The following is a 23,227-nucleotide window of genomic DNA, read 5'->3' as shown; positions in this document are numbered from 1 at the left end:
CTATCTGGCTTGATTTTAACAGTTACAGGTATCACAGGTTCATAAGTGTAATATGTAACTTTGCGTGGTTTCACATATTTTATTACAGGTAACCAAAATCCAGTATATATACGTTTCCAACCTATCCGGGGTTCATAGTGACCAGGTATACGTAACCAACCAACATCTTGTAGCTTGGCACCCATTTAAAGTAAACATATGGTACGGAGAAACTGAAACTCACCCATCTATAACTTATCTTATAATAACTTGGTATCCAGTAAGTGTGTGCTATTTTTTTCAATACAAACATTGAATTTGTAGTTTCTGAGCTTAACAGAGATAAAAGGTTGCAGAAATTCTTCCAAATCAATGAAGTGCCCAGTGCACTTCAAATTTCAGAATTCATCTCACGATTTAAACCAGAAACGTATGCTAAAATTACAAACAGCACATTAATGCAAACTAAACCAATTAAAAGACGTGAACCCCGAACATTTATTTTGATGCCACTCCTCTGGATTTAGATTACAATACTAAACGTGAACATAGATCTAAAGAATACCTCGAAAACGAAATCTAAAATGGAGCTACGCATCCTCCTACGGATTTCATAGGATTTAAAGCCACCATAGTCAGAGAACACGAATTTGCAATGACTGTTGCTATTTTAATCCACTCTGGAGCGCCGCACGACACCAAAATATTCACAGAAATAATGGAAAACCTCCGCAAAAGGCGAATAATCAGGGAAAGACACCATAATATTTGACAGAAGATATTACAAATACAAAAACTATCAAATCGGAATTTCCAAATACAAAATCGTTCCTTTAATTTTCCCAAAAGAACAATTCAAACTACAAAAACTCAAAGACAAATTAACCTACCCCCTAAAGGTTTTTAAAGATAAAAAGACTGGAATCTAAGCTAAAAAACTATACAAAACATTAACTAAGATATTAATCCAAAAAATACAAAATAGGAAACGATACAATCCCATACATGGAAAAATAGAGGATTTCTTCAAATTATGCAAATCAGGACTAAACTTAAAAAAAATACACAAATATACACCAAAATCAGCTGAAAAATCAACCATATCAATTGTATTTTTAGCAGGACTTATCACAACACTCGGTTACAACTCCAAAACAGCCCTACAAAAGCTTTCAGAAACATGAAAAATCTAAGACCCTAAACAAATAATAAAAATGAAGTAAAAAGAAATTCTCTTGATTTTTTTCGATCATTCCTTTTCTCACAGAGAAATGCAATATTCTCAATTAAGAACCAACTTCTATTCTTGAATAATTTAAGAAATAATGGAAGTTATAATGTAATATATACCAGCTAAAACTAAAAAAACGGGAATAAAAAACCAAAATCTGCAAATTTCTATTTCATATCTTTTTATAACAATTGAAGTCCATAATGCAGAAAATATTATTATTATCCCCCACATTAAATTATTTAAATTGTAATTTCCCATTTTCTGAACCCCATTTTCAGTTTCAATATTAATTAACCTTTTAAATTTAACTGTAGAGAAAAATATCGGCATTATTGATGTTAGCCTATTTGTCTAATTAATACATTATGGTTTACTAGTGACAGTTTTTTTAATAAAAAAATTATTAAAAAATACATTTGTCAAATTAGTCTTTATATTTTACTCATTAGGTAACCACCAAGGTTCAGGATCATTGAAGAACATCGCACTGGACAGCGTCGATGCGAAAGTTCCGATTCCAGTATCTGCTAAAACTGATCCGGTTATACTAACTCCACTTCCTCCAGCAAGATAAGCCGATCCTGCCACATACACACTAAGAATACCGAAAGATAACAAACCAGCACCAACAATAGTCCTAACAAGTTTTGGAGTATTAAGGTGGGAGTTTGGAGGCACCTCCCCAATTGGTTTATCTCGAACTAATCTAGGTGTGTAATAATAAGCTTTATGGCCGGGAATGTATTTCCATATTGGCTTAGTGTACGTCCTACTCACTATGACCTTCTTTAAATAGAATTCTGGATGACCGGGGATAGAAATAATGAGTCCACCCCAACGCAACACTTTTGTAGGAACCCACTTAACCCAAGGTATATAAGTAGTATAACTTTGAGTCACTTTTCTCCAACCAACTAACACATATCTTCCAGGTACCCAATATTCATGTCTGTCTTGTACCCAATGCCAGCTCCCCTTGATGTTCCTCATTCATCATCATTTAGTATTGTGGCGTTAGCTGGTGCCTGTCCATTTATTATTAAAGCAACTCCAATATAAAGTTCGTTAAATTTATTTCGACTCATTTCAATGTTCCCAAGGTTAGGATCGGACAAGTAAACTGTGGTGTTGGTGATGTTGCGAATGAGTTCAAAGTGTTTAGTTCCACTTATATTTAAAACTACCAAATAGTTGGGTTGCAGCTGATCAATCGTTATTAATCTGGTCTCACCCTTATATTAATTTTAATACTTCAAAATTGAAAATTAAGATTTAATATCACAATAAAAAAAAATCACTTATAGTTATAAAAAAATAATACAGAATTTGCTACCAACTAAATGGACAACATCAAAAAATACTATAATTAGTTCTATTGTTTATCTTAAACATGATTTAGGCATGAGTGAAACGAATTTGGCATAATTATTTAAATATTAGTTCATAAATAGTAACATAGATGAAAATCTGAAAAAATAGGATATATTTCATGAAATAACCCTCAATTTATGACAAGAAAATTATCATTTTGTTGAGGTTTTGGGAATTATTTTAAATATAATAAAAAAAGGAGAAAAAAATGATGAATACAGAAATTATCAAGCGTAACCCCCTAATAATTGGTATTTGTATCATATTAGCAATGTATGTCATTGGAGATGTGATTAGTGGTGTGAGTTTCCTATTACCCTCATTTTTATTTGCAGGAATCGTAGTCGGATTCATGGTAAATAATAACATGAAAACTGGAGCTATAAACGGTGCAATATTAGGATTAATCTCCAGCATACTGGTCAATGCAGTCTTAATATCCATGATGTTCCTTCAAGGGTATGGTCATTACTTCACTATGCTTTTCCTATTCTATATTGTCAATATAATAATTCAAATCGTTATAAGCACAGTAGGGGGAGTTTTAGGGTCTTTAATACAAACCGAAAAATTGGAAAATTTGAAGGAACAAGACTCTTCCTAGAATTCCTTTTTTATACCTCACATCATTAGGGAAGGCCCTACAAATTTACAGAATTTATGCATATTTATCAAAAATTTAACATGAAAACTGTAAAAAACAGTAAATAAAAAAGGAATTTCTAACAGCCTATTTGTGAAAATTACGTGAAAAAACCATGAAAAGGTTGATTTACATTAATAGTGTGATAAGCAGTATTATGGGATATTTAAACCAGATAAGCAAGAAATTATATTTGTTCCCGGAAAAAATAAAAATGTATAAATTAAACGAGATGGATATGCATGTCTTTGGTCATAAACACCACCACCCCTGAAGGAATAGTCCTTGCTGCTGACAGCAGACAGAGTTATCGTAATATGAAAGGCATGGCCCGGATAGGTAGTGAAAATGCCATAAAAATATTCGAAATTAACCGAAGGATTGGTGTGGGCATTACCGGACTGGCCTTCCTCCCAGAGGGGAGTGTGCAGAAAAATGTGAGCCAGTACATTGAAGAGTTCCGACGGGATTCCAAAGTTAAAAATATGGAAGTGAAAGACGTTGCACGAAAGTTAAATCACGTCTTCAGCCAAAAATACCAATGGAAGGAACAATTAGAACAAATTAAGTTCAATATTCAGAATGATCTGAAGTCTAAGGGCTGTACAATGTTACAAATGGAAGATGAAGGCCCTTTACTGAAATTCAGTTTTCGAACACCCCAGGGAACTATTGAAAATGGAATCGCCAGACCAGACCCTATAGAACTTTTAGTGGCAGGTTATAATCAAGACGGAACACATAAAGTTTACAGTGTGACCATACCCGGCCCAGTACAGAAGCTCAGGGACGGTAAAAAACCAAACATGGAATACGGGAGTTCATGGATCGGCCAGGGGGATGTTGCTGCCCGGATTGTTTTAGGTTTTGATGGTCGAATTCAAAATATTGAATTTGTGAAAGAAGCAATTCAAAAACGTAACGAACAAGAAATACAAGCCCAGTTAAGGGGGCTGGAATATGCCATCCAATGGGGGACTATGAGCTTACAAGATGCCATTGACTTTGCCACTTTAATGATACAAACCACCAGCGCCATACAACGATTCAGCGATGGTATTAATGCCGACCCGGGTGACATGCCTGGAGTGGGTGGCCCTATAAACGTGGCTGTAATCACACCAGATCATGGATTTGTATGGGTGAAAAAAAAGAAACTACATTTTGAAGATAGTGAAGTTGATTTAGACAACGAACCACGACTTTGATTCAATTATAATAGAATCAAACCTCATTTTAATCTGGATGAAACTTTACCCGTCACAAGAAATAAAACGAAATATACTGTCAATGTCAAACCTTGCCAGTATTTATATTACCTTCTTTTTTTTGAGCAACAGCTTATTCAGTGAATTTAATTTGTAAATGGTTATCTTCCAACCAATTAGGATAAATATAGAATTATTTTTTCTTATTTTCAAATGATTTAATAGCATCATTAACTCCTTTATACAAATTTTCCTCACCAAGTACATGTATAAATCCAGAACGTTCAAATTGAGCTTTTAAACTAGGAAAAACTGTGGTCATGACTAACAATACATCCATATCATCCAATCGATTTTTTAATTCCTTTAACATCTGTATTGATGTGTAATCAATGCTAGTAAATCCTCCGGAATCCAATACTAGCCATTCCACCGGATATTCTGAGGTTTCCACTAAGTTAATTACTTCGTTCATTAGTTTTTCAGCATTGGCATAGTAGAGATCCCTGTTGAATCGATACACGATTAAACCTTTATGAGTATATCTCCCAAAAGTTATTGGAACAAACTGCCATTCTCCCTTCTTATTACGTATTAATATACTGTTATTGGGTTGGTAGGAGTGACTAAGATGTAGTAAGAGAGAAATAATTATAGACACTACAATACCCCATAACACGCCTAATATAACAACTGTGAAGAGTGTTATGAGCGCTAAGACGAATTCAGATGGCACTTCACGATAAATATCTTTTAATCCAGTTATATCTACCATTTCCAAACCTATTAAAAATACTATGCTTGCAAGGGTTGCGGTGGGTAAAAGGGAAAGGGGTTTGGTTAAAAACATAACCACTAGCAACACAATAGCTGCAGTTACCAGGGTAGCTAGTTGGCTACGTGCTCCAGAGTACACTGCAATCTGAGTCTTTGTGGGACTACCATTTACCACAAAACTACCAGTTAAACCAGCCGCTAAATTAGATAATCCTAACCCCAATATGTCTTGATTCTCATCTAACTCATCTGAACACTTGATACTATAAGCCCGAGATGTTGCAGCGCTTTGAGCCAATATCACAATTAAACAAGCACCTACCGCTGTGAAAAATGCATATGAATCTAAAGGAGATAGTGTGGGCATGATTATGCTGGGAAAACCACTAGGAACTGCACCCACCACTGAAACACCGAACTTGGAAAAATCAAAAAGAAAACTGGCAGTAATAGTTCCCACCACCGCAATAAGTGCTCCAGGAATTTTTACATTAATTCGGCGTGATATGAGAATAGAACCAAGCACTATTATGGAAACAATTAAAGTAGCGATGCTAGTTTGGGATAAATGAGATACAAATGATATGATTTTAGGGATGGTGTCTATTCCACTGGTGGTTAAACCGAACATTCCTCCTAATTGGCCAATAGCTATTTGTATGCCAACCCCAGTTAGGAAGCCCACTAGTGCAGTTCGAGAGAGGAAATCTCCTATGAATCCCAATTTAAAAACTCTGGCTATGATTAAAAAAACACCACATAAAATTGCAATCAAATATGCCATTGAAAGATATGATGGGCTTCCTGGATCCGCTACTGTGACCAGCACCCCAAACATTATAGCTGCAGTGGCCGAGTCTGCACCTATAATAAGATGTCGGGAGGAACAGAAAATTGCAAAAACAGCCATTGGAATTAAAATAGTGTATATTCCCGATATTATTGGCATTCCCGCGATCTTTGCATAACCCATTACCTCCGGGATGAATATTGCAGCCATTACAATTCCGGCAATAATTTCAGGCCACAATCTAGACTTTTCAATGGGTAATATGCCTCTGAATAGAACTCCTTTTATTCGTGAAGAAAATTCATTAATCCAGAACCCCCCCAAATATAATGTCTAATTTTGTATACTTTAATTTTCTTTAATAAGTTATAGATCGATTTTTGGTTTTTAACAATATTAGCCTATTCTTGTCAGGAACGTGTTCAGAGTATGAGAATAATTGCAATATCAAATAGATCATCAGGATTAGAGATTGTTGAGAATTTTCGGTCTCATCACCACTATTATTATGATATTTATGCATTAATATTAAATACCTTGATTACATATGGTTTCAACTAGAATAATTATTTAAATCAAAAAAATATTACAGGGAATTACAATGATAGATATAGCTTTAAAAGATATTAAAGCTAAGAAAGGGCGGGCCGCCATGTGTATCGTTGGAGTTATGGTGTGTGTTCTGCTAATAGGCACAGTTAACTTGGTTTTATACGAAATGGAATCTGGCCTTGAAGGGGACTTGGGAACAGTTCATGGAAAATTATACTTCGAAAAAAATGGGACAGGTTTCCCACCCCATGGAAGCATTATTAGCGAAAACTTGGGAAACGAAGTAATGAACCGTAGCGAAGTAAACCCTGATAAAAGTACCAAAGCACTTTTCATGCCTGTACAAACTGATAATTTCTCCCGTTACACCATGATCGTTGGATTATCTCCTGGAAGGGAGGAAACATTTATAGAAAACGTGACAGTGAAGGGTAAAGCTTCTTTGGTAGGTGAAAGTAAAAACTCAGTTATAATAGGAGCGCAAGTAGCTGAAAACTTCAATGCCACTGTAGGTAGTACAATAACCGTGTCAAACAACAAATATAAGGTTATCGGGATTATGAAACCGATGGGCACTGGTTGGCCTCTTACTATAGACAATTCTGTTATAATGCAATTATCCCACGCACAATCTGTCACGGAAATGCCAGGCCTAATATCGACGGTTATAATCGTGCCAAAAGAATCTATAGATGTGGCTGAGATAGATTTACAGAATGCGTATCCAAGTTACTCAATTTATTCCCAGAATGACACCCAAAAAACATTAGATGATAATTTGAGCCAGATAAGGATATTTTTTAATATGATTAGTGTCTTTATATTCGGGATTTCTGTGATCATCATAATGATCGTTATGATGATGTCTGTTAAGGAAAAAACCAAAGAGATAGGAACTATGCGGGCAATTGGAACAAGAAAACGATCAATTCTAGCTTTAATAATCTATGAATCACTAATTTTGAGTTTAATTGGTGGAATTATTGGAATCATCCTCATGCCCCCCACTTACAATATGCTGGGACTATTAATGGGTGCAAGAGATGTGAATTTCCTCAGTTTCTACATTCCCACCCCAATCATCATCCAAGTCTTGGTGATAGTGTTTATCATTGGAACATTCAGTGGATTATTACCTGCATATATAGCAACTCGTATCAGCCCCATAAATGCTTTGAGATATGAATAATGGCATGAAGATGATGTGATTACTATGGAAGAATTAGTCAAAGGAAAAGAACTTTGGAAAACTTATAAATTGGATAGTACTGAAGTTCACGCGCTTCGAGGATTGAATATAAGGGTAGATAAGGGTGAATTTGTGTCCATAATGGGTCCATCTGGTTCAGGAAAATCAACCCTCCTCAACATGATTGGAGGGCTGGACACCCCCACCAGCGGTGAACTCTACATTGGAAGTAAGGAAATTTCTTCTATGAAGGATAAAGAACTAACCAAAATGCGTGCAGAAGATATAGGATTCATATTTCAAACATTCAACCTATTGCCTGCTTTATCCGTAATTGATAATGTGGAATTCCCTATGAGAAACTTAACTAACAAAAATCTGGATAAATCTTCCAGAATTCAAAGAGCTGAAGAATGTGTGGATATTGTGGGCCTCACACCCCGAATGAACTACCTTCCTGCTAAACTTTCCGGTGGAGAAAGACAACGAGTGGCCATTGCCCGAGCCCTGGTTAACAATCCTAAATTCATTTTAGCAGACGAACCAACTGGAAATCTCGACAGTAAAGCTACAAAAAATATTATAAACATTTTACATGAGGTTAATGAACAAGGCACAACAGTAATTATGGTTACTCATGACTTAGAGACCACTAAAGACACTAAAGTGATGAAAATACGTGATGGAGTTATTGAAAGTTAATTCACTTCATTTTTTTTCTTTCCTTTTTTTGAAATCTAAGATTTTATTGGTACAAAAAAAATATATTTCCAATAAGTTCACACCATAGTAACACTGCGAATTGCATATATCTTAAATAATTATGATAGAATTCTACATCTCTTCAAAAAAAATCAAAGGCCCCTTCAATCTGCCCCTTACCATGGAAAGCGGTCAAACAAGCCAGCCCCCATGGAAAAAAGACAATTCACAGTTCCAAGAAATTTTAATAATTGATGGTGCTCCTTGTCTAGTTAATATTGGCAATGAAGACCAAGATCAGGACATTGCTGTGAAAATAATTGCTGAATCTCCTAATAGTATCCCTCAAAAAGCTATAAAAAATAAGGTAATAGAAATATTCAGTCTTAATGATAATTTAGATAAATTATATGATTTTTTAAGTGAAGATCCTAAACTTTCCCCCACTGTTGACCACTGCCGTGGCTTACGGATATTTAAGGCTAAAAACCCCTTTGAATGTGTCATATCCTCAATATCATCAGCTAATTGCTCAATATTACGATGGACACGTTCAATTCAAAATATTAAACAAAAATGGGGGGATTCATACCATTTTAGCTCTGGTAATTTCCACACATTCCCCACCCCAGAAATACTTAGTAATGTGCCAGAACATGATTTAGAAGAGATACAACGATATGAAGGTGAAATTCCAGGAAATTTCATGTTCAAAAACAATTTACAAGCTTGTGGAGTGGGTTATAGAGCCAAATACATTATTAATACCGCAAAAATGGTGCAAACTGACATTAATTTGAAAAAACTGGCAAAAATGAAATATGAAAAAGCCTTCGAAACAGTATTGGAACTCCCGGGTGTGGGCCCAAAAGTAGCTGACTGCATACTTCTCTATGGATTTGGTATGAAACAAGCATTTCCAGCAGATGTATGGATTAAACGCATTATAGAATTTTTATACTTTTCTAAAAATGATTTAAAACCGCAAAAAGTTAGAGAATTTGGAATGGAAAATTATGGTGATTGGGCAGGTTATGTTCAACTCTATCTCTTCCATTACGCTAGGACATCCGGTCTTTTGGAATCTTTACGCGGTAAATAATTGATTCCCATTTTTTTGCATTTGAAAATAGTGGAATCCAATCATAGAATCGTCAAAACGAAACTGGCAATATAATTTATGTAGAATAATGTGCCCGGATGAATTTATAGTAAATTAGAATTGCCAATATATGAGCTAAATCATAAAAGGTGGACTGAAACCTAAATTAATTGTTCATATGATTTATCCCCCAAATAGTGGGAGTGCTTCAATAAGGCTCACTATCTTGACTTAATACTTTCTGTTTTCTTGATGAATGAAAAAAAGAAAAATTTTTTTCTTATCGAATGAAATCAGCAGGTAATCCTTGTTCTAAACACTTTTCTAGGGTTTTTTTAAGTTTTCTCTGGTTTGGTGGCCAGGCCATATACAATAATCCTTTCAATTTCAACAAAGCTGATGGTTTTGGTGGTTCCATTAACTTCCGCATTTGGGAAGTATCTGGAATGCCTGCTAAGTGAAATAGGTTTGGAATGGCGTCAGCATAATAAACTGACTCAGCAAAACCTTTACCCAGATATTTACCATCAGGATTTCTAAGAAAAACCCCTCCTTCTGAGTATTGAACACCACTTGCATTGAAACCAGTTTGTCCGCTATCAACAATTGGAGTCATGGTAAAGTGACGCAAATCCTCGGGACCAGTGTCTTGGAACTTGAATTCCCAATGATCAGGGTACCATGTGTTAGTAACGAAATAATGTTCAGGAAGGGAAGATTTAACACTTTTAATCCATTTATCAACGGTTAATGTACCATGGATATCCGAAATATCCAAGTTAGCGTCAATAAACTGTCCTTTAACCGCCATTGTCATGTTTTCAGGTGGTTCCGAGCTAGTTGACTGATAATATCCCCTATTCTCATGAGTATGGGGCGCATACAAGGTCATTTCACGATCCCCTTCAAAATGGGCCATGAACCAATCCCATCCCCGGGGAGGGGATGTTTTAGTTAGGACATTAGCTGCCCGGACAACTTTGCACCTGCTGTTACCCAGTGGTTCTATTCCGTTACCCCACTGGTGGTCAAACCAGAACTTTCCCTGAGTGAGTAATATTTCCTCTCCATCCAATTTTAACAGGCTGCCTGGCTCAAGAGAAAGATTTGTAGCCGAATAATAAAGTGTTCCCATCCCACAGCAACATGGGAGACATCCTTTATTACCTTGTAGGAGAAAATCTTTGTTAGAAGTGAATCCCAGATCTACTTCTATTTCCACATCCTCTTCTCCCCCCTGATTCACACCCCAAGCTTGTACTCTAAGAGGGAAGAGTTCTTCTTCTTTTTCAGACATTATCCGGTTATTTCCTGCTACATATTGAAAAGGGTTGTTAGAAAAATTTAATAATCCTGTGGTTCCTGCGATGGCAAATGGTCGGCATTGGAGGTGTTCGTCTCCAGATCTGGATACAGCTAGTTGCATTTCAAATATTTGATTATCCCAATCTGTTAAACCAAAACTGTGGGCCAATTCAGGTGGGAGGAGGGAGTAACGATAAAATGAAACTAAAATTCCATATTCTCTTCTTCTGGTGTCACGACAATTCCCCACAAAAAAGTGCCAACCCACTTGATATCCTAGTTGCGGGGCGAAATCTCGGGGAAATTCTATGTTCGATTCTTCCGGAATATTTTGATAGTCACGGCTGCTGTCCAAGCCTAATAAGTGGCTTAAAGCATAAGCTTGAATTGATGTTAGTGAATCACAGTGTTCTAAAAGCTTTTTATATCTTTTATTATAGCTGGGGGTGAAAGAATCAGGATTATCCAGAAGATCCTGAATACGGCTGCGCATCCTCTGTCCAAAAGCTTCTGGACTATTTTTTTGGCTTAAGATGCGATTTTTAATATTTGAAGGTATTTTATTAGCTTTAAACTCTTTCATCCAAAGGGCTAGGGCAATATTTTCTTTGGTAAACTCATCCAATTCATTGAGCGCATTTTTAGCCATTTAACCGTCTCCCATTAATAATTGTAATGATTGTTAACAGGTTATTTTTCCTGATTTTATTTAATTTTACATTTTAATAATGCTAAAGAATTTCGAATAAAAATCAATTCAGTTATATTCTGTGATTCATTTAATACTTAGATAGGAAATTAAGATGAAAAACATCATATAAAAAAAAATTAGATGATCAAGTGAAATAGTGATTTTATGGGAGAGCTTCAAAATCGCCTATTCAAATTTCAGAAAGAGAGTAGAACCGCGTATGAGGATATAAAGAAAATTTTGAATGATAAATACTGTTGGAAGTGTCCTATGCGTAGTACCAGGACCCAATCACAGTGTCGGGAGATTCACTCTGGTAGAGTGTTGCAAGAATCATTCGATGAAGGAATCATGAACCATTTACTTGAAACTGATATTGATCAAATTGAAGTAGAAGCTTTAATTACTCGAATGTTAAAAAAAAAGATCAAAAGGGCTGGTGGAAATCAAAAAGCAACAACCATAATGATGAAGGTAGACGCTGAACAAAACATGGATTTAGCATCAGATAACTGGTTAAAGATTAAAATAAATCCTCGACGTGTGAAGATAGGTGACAAAATTTTAGTATCCGACGAAGTAATGGATCATCTTTTGTTAGGTTCGTACGCATTGGTTGCTGGTTTCCCATTTCATGTAGCTTGTGTGAAAAGAATTTTCCATAAAGGAAATTTTTGGTATGTTGAAGTGGAAAATGGGGAAATTTTATCCCTTGAATCAGTTTTTGGTGTGCTGATTGGAGAATGTGAGGATGATTATATGTCTATTGAAGAAGAAATTGATATTTTCTCCCTGAAAATAATGGATATGCTCCCGGATAGTGATCTTAAAGAAGTTTCGGATCTTTTTTTTGAGAAAACCAAAAACATCCTAAAAAGTGAAATTTGTTATATAGCATTTATAGATCCTGAAAATAAGGATAGTGTGGGCGTGTCTTTCTCTCATTTAACAGAATCCTGTCAAATGTATGAAGAAATTGGTGAAGCACGCTTCAAAGTCTTGAATGATGGTAGTTATGGCGGTCTTTTAGGTTACTCCCTAGACACTGGCAAATCATTTTTTGTCCATGATATAAGCAATCATCCTGCTGCACATGGACTTCCCCCTGGCCACGCCCCTGTTAACCAGTTTTTATCCGTTCCGGTGAAATGGAAAGATGAAATTCTTGGACAAATTGTAGTTGGAAATCCGGAAGAGGATTATAATCAAGACCATGTAAAAATTGCAGAAAATATAGCTTCAATCTATGCTTTGGTACTAAAAATACTTCTTTAAGTAAAGTAAAAACAGCTTTCCCTGTTTAAGAATAAATAAAAAAAAGTGTAAAAAAATATTATTTTTTTTATTCATCAGTGACTGTGACTTTATTCATCACGTCTCCTGGTTTAATAGAGTTGACTACTTCCATTCCTTTAACGACTTTGCCAAATACGGTGTGAACACCATCCAAGTGCGGTTGTGGGCTGTGGGTGATGAAAAATTGACTGCCACCAGTATCCTTTCCAGCATGAGCCATGGAAAGTGCTCCGGTACCGTGTTTATGAGGGTTTATTTCACATTTAATAGTGTAACCAGGTCCTCCCGTTCCATTGCCCTTTGGACATCCGCCCTGAATTACAAAATCAGGGATAACTCTATGAAACGTCAATCCATCGTAAAAACCTTTGTTAGCCAGTTTTTCAAAGTTAGCAACAGTATTAGGTGCTTCTTTTTCGAATAATGTGAGTTCGATATTTCCTTTATCTGTTTCAATTACTGCTTTTTTCATAATCAATTCACCAGAAGATAAGTTCAATTTCTTTATTTATAAATTTTTGACAAGTGATAATAATTAAATCAGGTTTTCGTTTTTGATAGTTGATTGAGGAAAGTGGATGAAATACGAACTATAAGTTTTTAGATGGCCTCATGACCCACTAACATGAACGAAACAAATATTCCAAGTATTCCTGCTATAAACCATGCGACACCAGCTAAAAAATCACCAGAGTATAATGTTACTCCCCCAATTCCCAATAAAATAATGGCACATATCAAAATTATGATTTTTCTCAATTTTACAGCCCTAATAGGAATCCCCATTTGTGTGGAGATTGATAGAAACAATATTGCTAAAATAAACCAAGTAACGCCTTGGGATATTTCTCCAATATACAACGTGTAAAGACCTAAAATAAGCAAAAAAGCTGAACCAACATATATAATTAGTTTATGATTGTTCATTAAATCTAAACCTCCCAAACACTATTAACTGCACCATTAAAATGCTATTCTGATTAAATTGTTAATTATATTAATCTATAACATATACTTATTCATCCTTTATTTATGTTTCTCCAGGAAAAATGTGTGGCATATGGGAGATTAAATCTTTATAACCATGACTCATTATACTGTTTATAATAATCGTTTCATAGTGGAACTCCCTAAAAATTTAAAAATATTCTTGTTAAAAAATGGATTTATTAACTATTATGCAGTGGTAAAATGAACACAGAAAAGATTATGGCTTTAGATAAAGACTACGTTATGCAAACCTACGGTCGACAACCTTTAGCCCTTGAAAAAGGGAAAGGGGCTGTTGTTTGGGATGTTGAAGGTATTCCATATATTGACTGTGTGGCGGGTATTGCTGTGAATAATGTGGGTCACGCACATCCCCGTGTAGCAGAAGCTATCAGTAAACAAGCACATAAACTGATCCACACGTCAAACATTTACTACATAGAGGAACAAGTGCGCCTGGCAAAACAATTGGTTGAAATCTCACCACATCAAAAAGCCTTCTTCTGCAATAGTGGAGCAGAAGCCAATGAGGGAGCAATTAAACTGGCGCGAAAATTCACTGGCAAAGGAGATATTATTGCTATGGAAAACAGTTTCCATGGTCGAACCATCACCACCATCACTGCTACCGGCCAGCACAAATATAAAAAGGGATTCGGCCCCCTCCCACCTGGATTTAGCCATGTTCCCTATGGTGACCTTGAAGTTGTAGAGGATGCTATAACTGAAAAAACAGCCGCAGTGCTTGTGGAACCTGTGCAAGGTGAAGGAGGCATAATATTACCTCCACAAGGTTATTTAGATGGACTGAAAAAAATATGTCATGAAAATGATGTTTTACTGATTTTTGATGAGGTTCAAACTGGTTTCGGCCGAACTGGTGAGATGTTCGCATCCCAAAAATATAAAGTCACTCCGGACATTACAACCCTAGCCAAGGCAATAGCCGGGGGTTTCCCTATGGGCGCTATCCTAGCCAGTGAAGAAGTTGGAAACGCTTTTGAACCTGGAGACCACGCTGCAACATTTGGAGGTGGCCCTTTAGCGTGTGCTGCTGGTTTAGCCTCTATAGAAACTATAAAAGAAGAGGGACTGGTGGTTAAGTCCCGTGAAAACGGAACTTACTTTAAAAATGAGTTAAAGGAACTCTTCCAAGAGCACGGCCGAGTTGAAGATGTGCGGGGTGTTGGCTTGATGTTAGGTATAGAAATGGATATGCCATGCGCCCAACTGGTTGATGCCATGCGCCATCAAGGGGTATTGGTTAACTGCACGGCTGAAAAAGTTTTAAGGTTTGTTCCCCCATTAGTTATTACCAGAGAACAGATCGACAATGTAACAAATCATTTAGATGAAGTTATTGGCCGTTATACTGATTAATTGGGTATGGCCCACTTTCATTCTATTTTATTCGAAGCGTATTTACTATTGGATCACTTATTTTGAAATCGTGATTTTATTTTTATCGGAATAGTTATATGGGAGTAAAAGGATATATTTGATGTTTACTTCTTTTCGGAGGATTTTGATGAACCTACAATTTAATACCAATGAAAAAGGCAACCTTGAAATTGGTGGTGTTGACGCCCTTGAGCTTGCTCAAGAATATGGAACGCCACTTTATGTTTTAGATGAGATGAGGATACGCGATAATTATCAAAGAGTGGAACAAGCTTTTAGTTCTGAATATTCGGACTTCAAAATATTCTATGCAGCCAAAGCAAACACTAACTTGGCAGTGATGAGGATCTTGGAACAAGAAGGAAGTGGAATTGATGCTGTTTCCCCTGGAGAAATTTACACCGCACTTTTAGCTGGTTTTGAACCGGAACGAATCCTTTTCACAGGAAACAATGTAACAAGTGAGGAACTCCAGTTTGCCCTAGATTCGGGTGTTCGCATTAATTTGGACTCTGTATCTATGTTAGAACGCCTGGCTGGACTTGATAATGCAGAGGGAACCAAAATATCTTTCAGAGTCAACCCAATGGTAGGTGCCGGGCACCATGACCACTGCATTACTGGTGGTGAACTTTCTAAATTTGGAGTTATGGAACAAGAAGCAGTGGACGTGTATAAAAAAGCTAAATCATTGGGTTTTGAGCCTGTGGGAATTCATACCCATATCGGGTCCGGAATATTAGATCCTGAACCGTTTAAACTTGCAGTTAAAGTTCTTATGGACATCGCTGGTCGAGTACACCAAGAGGCAGGAGTTGAATTTGAATTCATAGATTTCGGAGGAGGTCTCGGAATACCTTACACCCCTGAAGAACCGGTTCTAAACATTAAACAGTTTGCGAGTGAAATCGTAGCATTATACAAAGATAAATTATCAGAATATGGTATTGATAGCCCCACCATGTGTATAGAACCAGGACGCTACATTGTCGGGGATGCAGGATACCTATTAACTCGTGTTAACACTGTTAAACAAAGCTATAGGAAATTTATTGGGGTTGACGCCGGGTTCAATACCCTTTTACGTCCAACTATGTATGATTCATACCACCACATTCTGGTAGTTGATAAACCAACAGCCCAACCATCCCAAAATGTTGATGTTGCCGGCAATATCTGTGAATCTGGTGACCTCTTCGCTAGAAACAGACCCCTTCCTAATATCATCGAAGGCGATGTTCTATCCATAATGAATGCCGGAGCATATTCTTTCAGTATGAGCAGCCAATACAATTCACGGCCACTCCCTGCTGAAGTGATTGTGCAGGAAGGGAAAGTGGATGTTATAAGGGAGAGGGAAACTTATGCTGATCTATTATCGAAACAGAACTTGCCTTTGAGGTTTTTCAAATGAATGAAAAAATAATTCTACTATTCCATAAGATGCATGGTCTAGGTAATGATTACGTGGTTATCAATGAATTTGAAGAAGAACTGATCCCTGAAGATAAGAAATCAGAAATTTCGCGGACATTATGCTTAAGAGGATTTTCTATTGGCGCTGATGGAGTAATATTCGTCTCAAAATCTGATATTGCCGATGTTAAATTTAGAATATTTAACAGTGATGGTAGTGAAGCAGAGATGTGTGGAAACGGAATCCGTTGCTTCGGTAAATATGTTTTTGAAAACGATGTGCTCAGAGAAAAGAAAATGAGTGTAGAAACCCTGGGCGGTATCAAAAACTTGGTATTGACAGTTGAAAGAAATTCTGTTAAAACAATTAGGGTTGATATGGGAACAGCGACCTTTAAAACCCGGGACATTCCAATGATTAGTGATAAAGATGAATTCGTTGATCAAAAAATAAAAGTCGATGATCAAGTGATTAAACTTACTGCAGTCAACGTTGGAAATCCTCATGCCGTGATATTCTGCAAAAATCTAGATAAATTATCCTTGGAAGAGTTGGGGCCCTTACTCGAAAACCACGAAGCATTCCCAGAACGAACTAATGTGCATTTTGTTGATGTGAAAAGCCCTGATAAAGTGGATATGATCACTTGGGAAAGGGGTGCTGGTTTTACCATGGCTTGTGGGACAGGAGCAACGAGTGTAGTCATTAGTGGTTATCGTCTGGGAGTTTTAGATAAAAACGTGCAAGTACACCTCCCTGGAGGAGAACTTCAGATAACTGTCTATGAGAAGGATGATAAATTGGGTGCCTTCATGGAAGGTGATGCTGTCTCTGTTTTTGAAGGAATAATGGAACTTGAATTTTAAAATTGGTCACAACATTTTTTTTGGGAAACGGAACGATCTTAGAGGAGTATGGGAAACTGGCAGCAAGACATAAAAAAGGCATTAAAAAATCAACCCCCATTGGCCTTTTTAGTGGGACACGATTTATGAGATAATATGAAATAACACCAAAACAAAAAAATAGATTATACTAAGCTAGTTTCAAACAGGATGAATTGATCTGTTTAGGATTTTAATTCATCCAAAACTTCTTTTAATATGATTGCATTATTTTGTTCTATGTTCCCACTTGTATAAACCAGTGTAACAGTCTCTTTCTCTTTTTCTAATTCTAATATCTGATTTAAAAACTCAACTTTGTCCATAAGTTCTTCCCTATACTTATTTGCAAATTCATCCCACTTTTTAGAATTTTGAGACCACCATCGAAGTAGATCATGGCTAGGGGCGATGTCTTTCAACCATACATCCATCCTTAACCTTTGTTTAGACACTCCCCTCGGCCATACACGACCTACCATAATCCTGCAACCATCCTTTTGGGCAGGAGATTGGGAGGCTCTTTTTATACGAATCATTATATCACTAATATTAATTTGTCTGACTTGGTACATTAGCTTTTGGAATATTTGAATAAAAAATCAAATTCATCTAAAAATCCATTTCGTCATAGCATGTACCTATAGATTTGGTAAAAAAATCGATCTGTGGATGCGACCAATAAATGCATTCAATGGAAAATTACACTATTCAACTAATATAAAAAAAATTACTTAAAGTGTCAATTATTTAGTTAGAAAAACACATTCACGTCTTAATTTGAGAAGCTCTTTTTTATTATCTTGAAGGTCTTCCACTTTTTTCAGTAGTTTAGGTAATTTAGTCTGTATGCATTCTACTGTATCATCCTGATGGATCCAAGTGCATCCTTCACAACTCCAAACTTGCTTATCTTTGATCCAATGCCCACCGGTTGATGGATCCCCACAAGGATAGAATGGACAATAACAAAATGTGCAGTTTTGAGGGTGACTATGGCAGGGATAGTACTCACAAGCCATGTTAGATCCTTCAACTCCTTCGCCAGCAAGATATTTATCATAAAATTCACAAGCCAAAGGATGTGTGGAGTGTTGGAGAACATAACCCCTTGGAGTTATCATTTTACCATCATCCATATAGGTGAAGGTGTTGCCAACAATGATAGTGGTGTTCATATCCACATCTTCCTCTTCAAGGCAGTTAAGAGAAACTATACTGACAGAAGAAGAATCATCCCTAGTTTTTACTATTCCAACTAATGTTTCAGGGCGTCTAACTTCTAGAAGAATTTTTAATGCCTCTTTAAATGGTTTTGTCCTTCGTTTGCTACGCGGGTTGTAGAAAGCTATAATGAAATCTGCCTCAGCTGCTGCACGAATTTTCCTCTTGATCTCCGTAAGAGGTGTGAGTAGGTCACTAAGACTTATAACTGCAAAATCATGTAGTGGCGCGCCTAATAGTGCAGCTGAATAATTAACCGCTGAAACTCCAGGGATAACTTCTATTTCCAGTCCAGAATACTTTCCCATGACTTGATGAAGTACATTGGCCATTCCATATATTCCAGGATCGCCACTGCTGATCAAAACAACTTTACAACCTTTTTTATAATAATCAATGGCCAGTTCCGCTCTGTTAACTTCCTGTCCCATTCCCAGTGAAATGACCTTTTTACCTTCCAACAGATCTTTAATTTGCCTAATGTAGCCACCATACCCAATAACTACATCAGCCTCTTGAAGAGTTTGACTAGCCATGATAGTCATGTCTTCCCTTCGCGGTCCTATACCCACTATCCTTATCATTAGTTCACCAAATAAGTTAATAAAAAAAAGATTAATTATCGATTGTACAATATTCTAGTAGAAGTAATCACAATGGAACCCACTTTAATCTTCACTCCATCAATTTTTGGAACTGCTACAGCTGTTGCAGTAATACTATAAGTTTCATTAGATTTGATCACAATAGTGCTTACATTGGTAGTTCCACCACTTTTATCATCCCTATATCCCATAGCAGTGATATTTACCGTTATATTAGCGTCATTGGTGTTCTGATATGTTTGGGCTGTGAGTGTCTCTAGGTTAATGCCATCAACACCAGTTTTAGCCTTCAAGGCTTCTACCACCTCATTTTTATTTAAAATCTTCACATTATTAGGAGTAGCAATCTTTGGCGTGCCTAAATTAAACAAGGAACTAATACCATTGATTTGCATTTCAATTAAATCAGTAGGATTAGGGGGTTGTTGGGTTACTATGGTGTAAGATGCAAATAAACCCGCCTCAAAGAATACGGCAAAGAAAACTAGGAATAATATTATTTTAACTGCTTTGGACAATATATCACCTTATACTTTTCAGATAAATTAAATTGTAATTGGGTAAGATTCAAACAACTATTAACAAGGAATTGGATGTGTCACTTAAGTTTTATTTTCAATACTTAAAGACGTCCAAGTTAATGAAACATATCTCAAAGAAAGATTGTAGATTAATACATTAATATTTTAACTATTACCAAAAGTGTTTTTAATCATAAAAAAAACTTATCCCCAGATCAGGTTGTAAGAATTCTATTATTACACTACAATAGTTTTAAAATAATATAAGTTTTGTGAAAACAAAACCCAAATGTTAAGAGATTATTAGAATAGGAAATAGTGTAATTAAATGAATATAATTCTAAATTAGGCGATGTTTGATGTTTGGGATGACCAAAAAACAATTCTTAAAAAAAAGTAAAAAAACCTTGAAAGAGATTGGAATAGAATTACTTATAATTAGGGAAATTCCCACTCAAGAAAAATATAATAGCGTAGATTTGGAGAAAACCTATCTGAAAATGGAAAAAATTAGAAAAAACTTAGAAAACATTTTTTTCAAATATGAAAAGTTAAATCCTCCATCAAAATGCAAAAACCTTCAAATTAATCTTTTAAAAACAATTATTATTCTACAAGAAGCTGTTGTTGCTATTATTGAACACTTGAATCTTCTTAAAGATGGTTCAAACGAACAATCCAAGGAAAAATTAATAAAATCCAAGGAAAAATTGGACAAATTTCGAGAAAATTATGGTAATTTAAGTCGGGAAGTGGATTTATACCTCAAGTAGAGGAAAAAATGATTCAAATAAAGATGTATAAATAATGATAATAAAAAATAAAGTAGATAAATTGATAGAAAAAAAATAGAGTCTAACACTTGTGAACTAATAAAGTAATTCAATAAAGGAAATTATACAATTCCTTCATAATTTATTAGGAGCCCAAATGACTGAAAATATCATATCAAAATTCACAGATGCAGACATACTAATTGATGAAGAGGCGTATCTTAAAATTAAAAATTATGATGATTCCTCTAACCTAGTAGAATCACTAATTAACCATATCACAATATCATCCCCAGAAATGGTAGTTCTAACCGGTGCATTGGTAGAAAACTATTTGAATAGAACACCTTCCCCGAAAAGTTATGATCAAATGGCTCAGAGCCATTTGCTGCCCAAAGAATTTAACTTTGAAATTCTTAAAGACACCAGCCGCAAATCCTACACCAATGGAGAAATTAAAGACCTTTCAAGTTATTTCCAAAATCGTTACCATAAACTTAAAGAGATGTTAACCAATAAAAGCGAGCTTAAAGATGTTACTTCAGTTAAAATAGCCACTAGTCTTGATGATGTGGTTAAAATTGTAGGTATGGTTAATGACATACGTAACACTAAAAACAATCACAAATTAATCGAATTAGAAGATGAAACAGGGGATGCTACAGTATTAATTCACAATGAAAACCATGAAGTCTTTGAACAAGCTGAAAGAATTGTTAAAGATGAAGTAGTGGGAGTTGTTGGGAGTAGAAAAGGCAGTCTAATTATGGCCAGCGAAATTATAAATCCAGGGGTGCCAAGAATCGATGAAAAAAGTATGAATTTTGGAACAGTATTTCTTAGTGACATCCACATCGGCAGTTCCACATTCCTTGATTCCGCATTTCAACGGTTTATAAAATGGATAAATGGCGATTTTGGAGATGAGGAGCAGCGTGAAATCGCCAACAATGTAAAATATGTCGTAGTAGCCGGAGACATTGTGGATGGCATTGGAGTTTATCCCAGTCAAGATAAAGAACTAACCATAAAAGACATTCACCAACAGTATGAAGAAGCAGCACGACTTTTTGGAGATATAAATGATGTGAAAATTATAATAGCTCCTGGAAACCACGATGCAAGTCGTCTTGCCGAACCTCAACCCGCTATACCTGAAGATTATGCGAAAAACCTTCATGATTTGAAAACTACTGAATTTGTTAGTAATCCTGCTCTGGTTAGTTTAGATGGTATTAAAGTACTCGTATATCACGGTCGGAGCTTTGATGATATGGCCATGACTGTTAAAGGCATGAGTCACCAACAATCAGAATTAATTATGAAGGAACTTTTGGAAAAAAGACATTTAGCACCTATATATGGTGAACGAACTCCACTAGCATCGGAAATTGAGGACCATTTAGTAATTGATGATATACCTGATGTTTTTCATACTGGACATGTGCACATTAATAGTTACAAAAAATATAAGGGCATACATCTCATAAATAGTGGAACTTTCCAGTCTCAGACAGAGTTTCAAAAAATCTATAATATAGTTCCTACCTGCGCACAAGTCCCTGTTATAAACAATGGTAGCTTGAAAATGTTAGACTTCAATTAATTAGGATTAACTAATAAAAACATTTCATTTAAGAAACTTTTTCAGATTACAAATAATATATAGAGTGGTTCTTGCCAAGTTAAAAAAAAATGAATATAAATAATAATATTTGGTGTTAAATTTGGAAATAATTCTTTTTCAGGTGATAATTACATGAATCAACCATTAATTACGAAAATTTGTGAAACTGGTCGTCATATTTACAATAAAGGCCTTGTTCCTGGAAAATCAGGGAATATTAGTGCTCGTTCTAATGATACCGTAATCATAACATCAAGTAATGTGTCACTTGGTCATTTGAAAGCAGAAGAAATATCGATCGTTGATATTAACGGGAAAATTATTGCTGGTGGTAAAAAACCGTCATCAGAATTACAACTCCACTTAGATGTGTACCGAAAAAGAGATGATGTTAAAGGAATCGTGCACACCCATTCACCATATGTTACTGGATTCGCAATGGCCAATGAACGAATAGAACGACTTGAAGGTTTTGGTAAGACGCACCCCCCATTCTTAAAAATGGTTGAATACGCCCCACCAGGAAGTGCCGAACTAGCTAATTTAGTAGGAAGTGGATTGATAGATGAAGATGTGGTAATCCTAAAAAATCATGGTCTTGTAGCAACTGGAGAAAATTTATTAGAAGCTACACTCTTAGCAGAATTTGTTGAAGAAACAGCAAAAACACAATTCATATCACGAGTTTTAGGAAACATGAAAGATTTACAACACTGAAACTTGTGGATATCAGCAATTAGCTGTTTTTAGAATTAAAACATAAATAGATAATTATATGATTTTTAAATCATTTAAAAAAAAACACGAAAATTTTTAGAAAAAAAATATTAAAAATTCAAAAAAAAATCTTTTACAAAAATTTTACTCGCGTACTGATTCTAATTCACTTAAAACATTCCAAATAAGTGTTCTAGCATGAATTGGTATGTTAGGATCGTTACTTATT

Annotated in this window: 22 protein-coding genes and 1 pseudogene; 13 read left to right on the top strand and 10 right to left on the bottom strand. The window is 35.7% G+C overall.

All coding sequences use genetic code 11. The features are described 5' to 3' along the window. Window positions 1–269: 269 nt before the first annotated feature. Window positions 270–1,163 (top strand): annotated as a pseudogene (locus GXZ72_06260) (transposase). A 488-nt stretch (window positions 1,164–1,651) separates the two neighbouring features. On the opposite strand, the gene GXZ72_06255 reads toward GXZ72_06260, so the two are convergent. Both GXZ72_06255 and GXZ72_06250 read right to left on the bottom strand, forming a co-directional pair. Continuing rightward, window positions 1,652–2,203, bottom strand: a complete 552-nt coding sequence (locus tag GXZ72_06255) for a hypothetical protein (GenBank protein ID HHT19145.1) — start codon at window positions 2,201–2,203, stop codon at window positions 1,652–1,654. Then, entirely contained in the window at window positions 2,200–2,400 is a 201-nt protein-coding gene (locus GXZ72_06250; GenBank protein ID HHT19144.1) for a hypothetical protein, read from the bottom strand. The genes GXZ72_06255 and GXZ72_06250 overlap by 4 nt, the downstream gene beginning before the upstream one ends. A gap of 395 nt (window positions 2,401–2,795) precedes the next feature. On the opposite strand from GXZ72_06250, the gene GXZ72_06245 reads away from it, so the two are divergent. Both GXZ72_06245 and GXZ72_06240 read left to right on the top strand, forming a co-directional pair. Further along, window positions 2,796–3,188 (top strand): DUF5518 domain-containing protein, encoded by a 393-nt coding sequence (locus GXZ72_06245; GenBank protein ID HHT19143.1) that lies wholly within the window; start codon window positions 2,796–2,798, stop codon window positions 3,186–3,188. Window positions 3,189–3,469: 281 nt separating this feature from the next. After that, entirely contained in the window at window positions 3,470–4,435 is a 966-nt protein-coding gene (locus GXZ72_06240; protein ID HHT19142.1) for a hypothetical protein, read from the top strand. Window positions 4,436–4,628: 193 nt separating this feature from the next. Here GXZ72_06240 and GXZ72_06235 read toward each other — a convergent pair whose 3' ends face one another. Beyond that, entirely contained in the window at window positions 4,629–6,326 is a 1,698-nt protein-coding gene (locus tag GXZ72_06235) for a SulP family inorganic anion transporter (GenBank protein ID HHT19141.1), read from the bottom strand. A 277-nt stretch (window positions 6,327–6,603) separates the two neighbouring features. On the opposite strand from GXZ72_06235, the gene GXZ72_06230 reads away from it, so the two are divergent. The 3 genes from GXZ72_06230 to GXZ72_06220 all read left to right on the top strand — a co-directional run bounded on the left by GXZ72_06230 (window position 6,604) and on the right by GXZ72_06220 (window position 9,547). Continuing rightward, on the top strand, window positions 6,604–7,743 hold the full coding sequence (locus GXZ72_06230) for an FtsX-like permease family protein (protein HHT19140.1): 1,140 nt from the start codon (window positions 6,604–6,606) through the stop codon (window positions 7,741–7,743). 24 nt (window positions 7,744–7,767) lie between these two features. Beyond that, a complete protein-coding gene (locus tag GXZ72_06225) occupies window positions 7,768–8,445 on the top strand; it encodes an ABC transporter ATP-binding protein (GenBank protein ID HHT19139.1) in 678 nt (225 codons plus the stop codon). A gap of 121 nt (window positions 8,446–8,566) precedes the next feature. Beyond that, a complete protein-coding gene (locus GXZ72_06220) occupies window positions 8,567–9,547 on the top strand; it encodes a DNA lyase (protein ID HHT19138.1) in 981 nt (326 codons plus the stop codon). A gap of 280 nt (window positions 9,548–9,827) precedes the next feature. On the opposite strand, the gene GXZ72_06215 is transcribed toward GXZ72_06220, so the two are convergent. Next, window positions 9,828–11,501: an ATP-binding protein gene (locus GXZ72_06215; protein ID HHT19137.1), complete on the bottom strand. Its 1,674-nt coding sequence runs from the start codon at window positions 11,499–11,501 to the stop codon at window positions 9,828–9,830. Window positions 11,502–12,302: 801 nt separating this feature from the next. Here GXZ72_06215 and GXZ72_06210 point away from each other — a divergent pair. Then, window positions 12,303–12,818: a GAF domain-containing protein gene (locus tag GXZ72_06210; protein ID HHT19136.1), complete on the top strand. Its 516-nt coding sequence runs from the start codon at window positions 12,303–12,305 to the stop codon at window positions 12,816–12,818. Window positions 12,819–12,885: 67 nt separating this feature from the next. Here the strand turns inward: GXZ72_06210 and GXZ72_06205 are convergent, their stop codons facing one another. Next, on the bottom strand, window positions 12,886–13,311 hold the full coding sequence (locus tag GXZ72_06205; GenBank protein ID HHT19135.1) for a peptidylprolyl isomerase: 426 nt from the start codon (window positions 13,309–13,311) through the stop codon (window positions 12,886–12,888). 128 nt (window positions 13,312–13,439) lie between these two features. After that, window positions 13,440–13,766 (bottom strand): hypothetical protein, encoded by a 327-nt coding sequence (locus tag GXZ72_06200; GenBank protein HHT19134.1) that lies wholly within the window; start codon window positions 13,764–13,766, stop codon window positions 13,440–13,442. A 264-nt stretch (window positions 13,767–14,030) separates the two neighbouring features. Here GXZ72_06200 and GXZ72_06195 point away from each other — a divergent pair, with 264 nt between their 5' ends. The 3 genes from GXZ72_06195 (at window position 14,031) to GXZ72_06185 (ending at window position 17,513) form a co-directional block, all read left to right on the top strand. Next, entirely contained in the window at window positions 14,031–15,209 is a 1,179-nt protein-coding gene (locus GXZ72_06195; protein ID HHT19133.1) for an acetylornithine transaminase, read from the top strand. Window positions 15,210–15,357: 148 nt separating this feature from the next. Next, window positions 15,358–16,644 carry a diaminopimelate decarboxylase gene (gene lysA / locus GXZ72_06190; GenBank protein ID HHT19132.1) on the top strand — a complete coding sequence of 429 codons (1,287 nt, stop codon included), beginning with the start codon at window positions 15,358–15,360 and terminating at the stop codon, window positions 16,642–16,644. Then, complete coding sequence (locus GXZ72_06185) at window positions 16,641–17,513, top strand: diaminopimelate epimerase (GenBank protein HHT19131.1); 873 nt, start codon at window positions 16,641–16,643, stop codon at window positions 17,511–17,513. The genes lysA and GXZ72_06185 overlap by 4 nt, the downstream gene beginning before the upstream one ends. A 203-nt stretch (window positions 17,514–17,716) precedes the next feature. Here the strand turns inward: GXZ72_06185 and GXZ72_06180 are convergent, their stop codons facing one another. From GXZ72_06180 to GXZ72_06170, 3 genes are all read right to left on the bottom strand, one after another. Beyond that, window positions 17,717–18,070, bottom strand: coding sequence for a DUF488 family protein (locus GXZ72_06180; GenBank protein HHT19130.1), 354 nt, complete (start codon window positions 18,068–18,070; stop codon window positions 17,717–17,719). 207 nt (window positions 18,071–18,277) lie between these two features. Next, entirely contained in the window at window positions 18,278–19,339 is a 1,062-nt protein-coding gene (gene cobJ, locus GXZ72_06175) for a precorrin-3B C(17)-methyltransferase (GenBank protein ID HHT19129.1), read from the bottom strand. Window positions 19,340–19,374: 35 nt separating this feature from the next. Next, a complete protein-coding gene (locus GXZ72_06170; GenBank protein HHT19128.1) occupies window positions 19,375–19,878 on the bottom strand; it encodes a hypothetical protein in 504 nt (167 codons plus the stop codon). A gap of 362 nt (window positions 19,879–20,240) precedes the next feature. On the opposite strand from GXZ72_06170, the gene GXZ72_06165 reads away from it, so the two are divergent. From GXZ72_06165 to GXZ72_06155, 3 genes are all read left to right on the top strand, one after another. Further along, entirely contained in the window at window positions 20,241–20,654 is a 414-nt protein-coding gene (locus GXZ72_06165; GenBank protein HHT19127.1) for a hypothetical protein, read from the top strand. A 157-nt stretch (window positions 20,655–20,811) separates the two neighbouring features. Next, on the top strand, window positions 20,812–22,260 hold the full coding sequence (locus GXZ72_06160) for a DNA-directed DNA polymerase II small subunit (protein ID HHT19126.1): 1,449 nt from the start codon (window positions 20,812–20,814) through the stop codon (window positions 22,258–22,260). A gap of 153 nt (window positions 22,261–22,413) precedes the next feature. After that, window positions 22,414–22,998 carry a class II aldolase/adducin family protein gene (locus GXZ72_06155; protein ID HHT19125.1) on the top strand — a complete coding sequence of 195 codons (585 nt, stop codon included), beginning with the start codon at window positions 22,414–22,416 and terminating at the stop codon, window positions 22,996–22,998. Between the two features lie 144 nt (window positions 22,999–23,142). Here the strand turns inward: GXZ72_06155 and GXZ72_06150 are convergent. Further along, the coding region (locus tag GXZ72_06150) for a hypothetical protein (protein HHT19124.1) at window positions 23,143–23,227 on the bottom strand (85 nt) is incomplete at its 5' end.

The sequence above is a fragment of the Methanobacterium sp. genome, assembly GCA_012838205.1.
GTDB lineage: Archaea > Methanobacteriota > Methanobacteria > Methanobacteriales > Methanobacteriaceae > Methanobacterium.
This window is presented reverse-complemented; position numbering and strand designations above follow the sequence as displayed.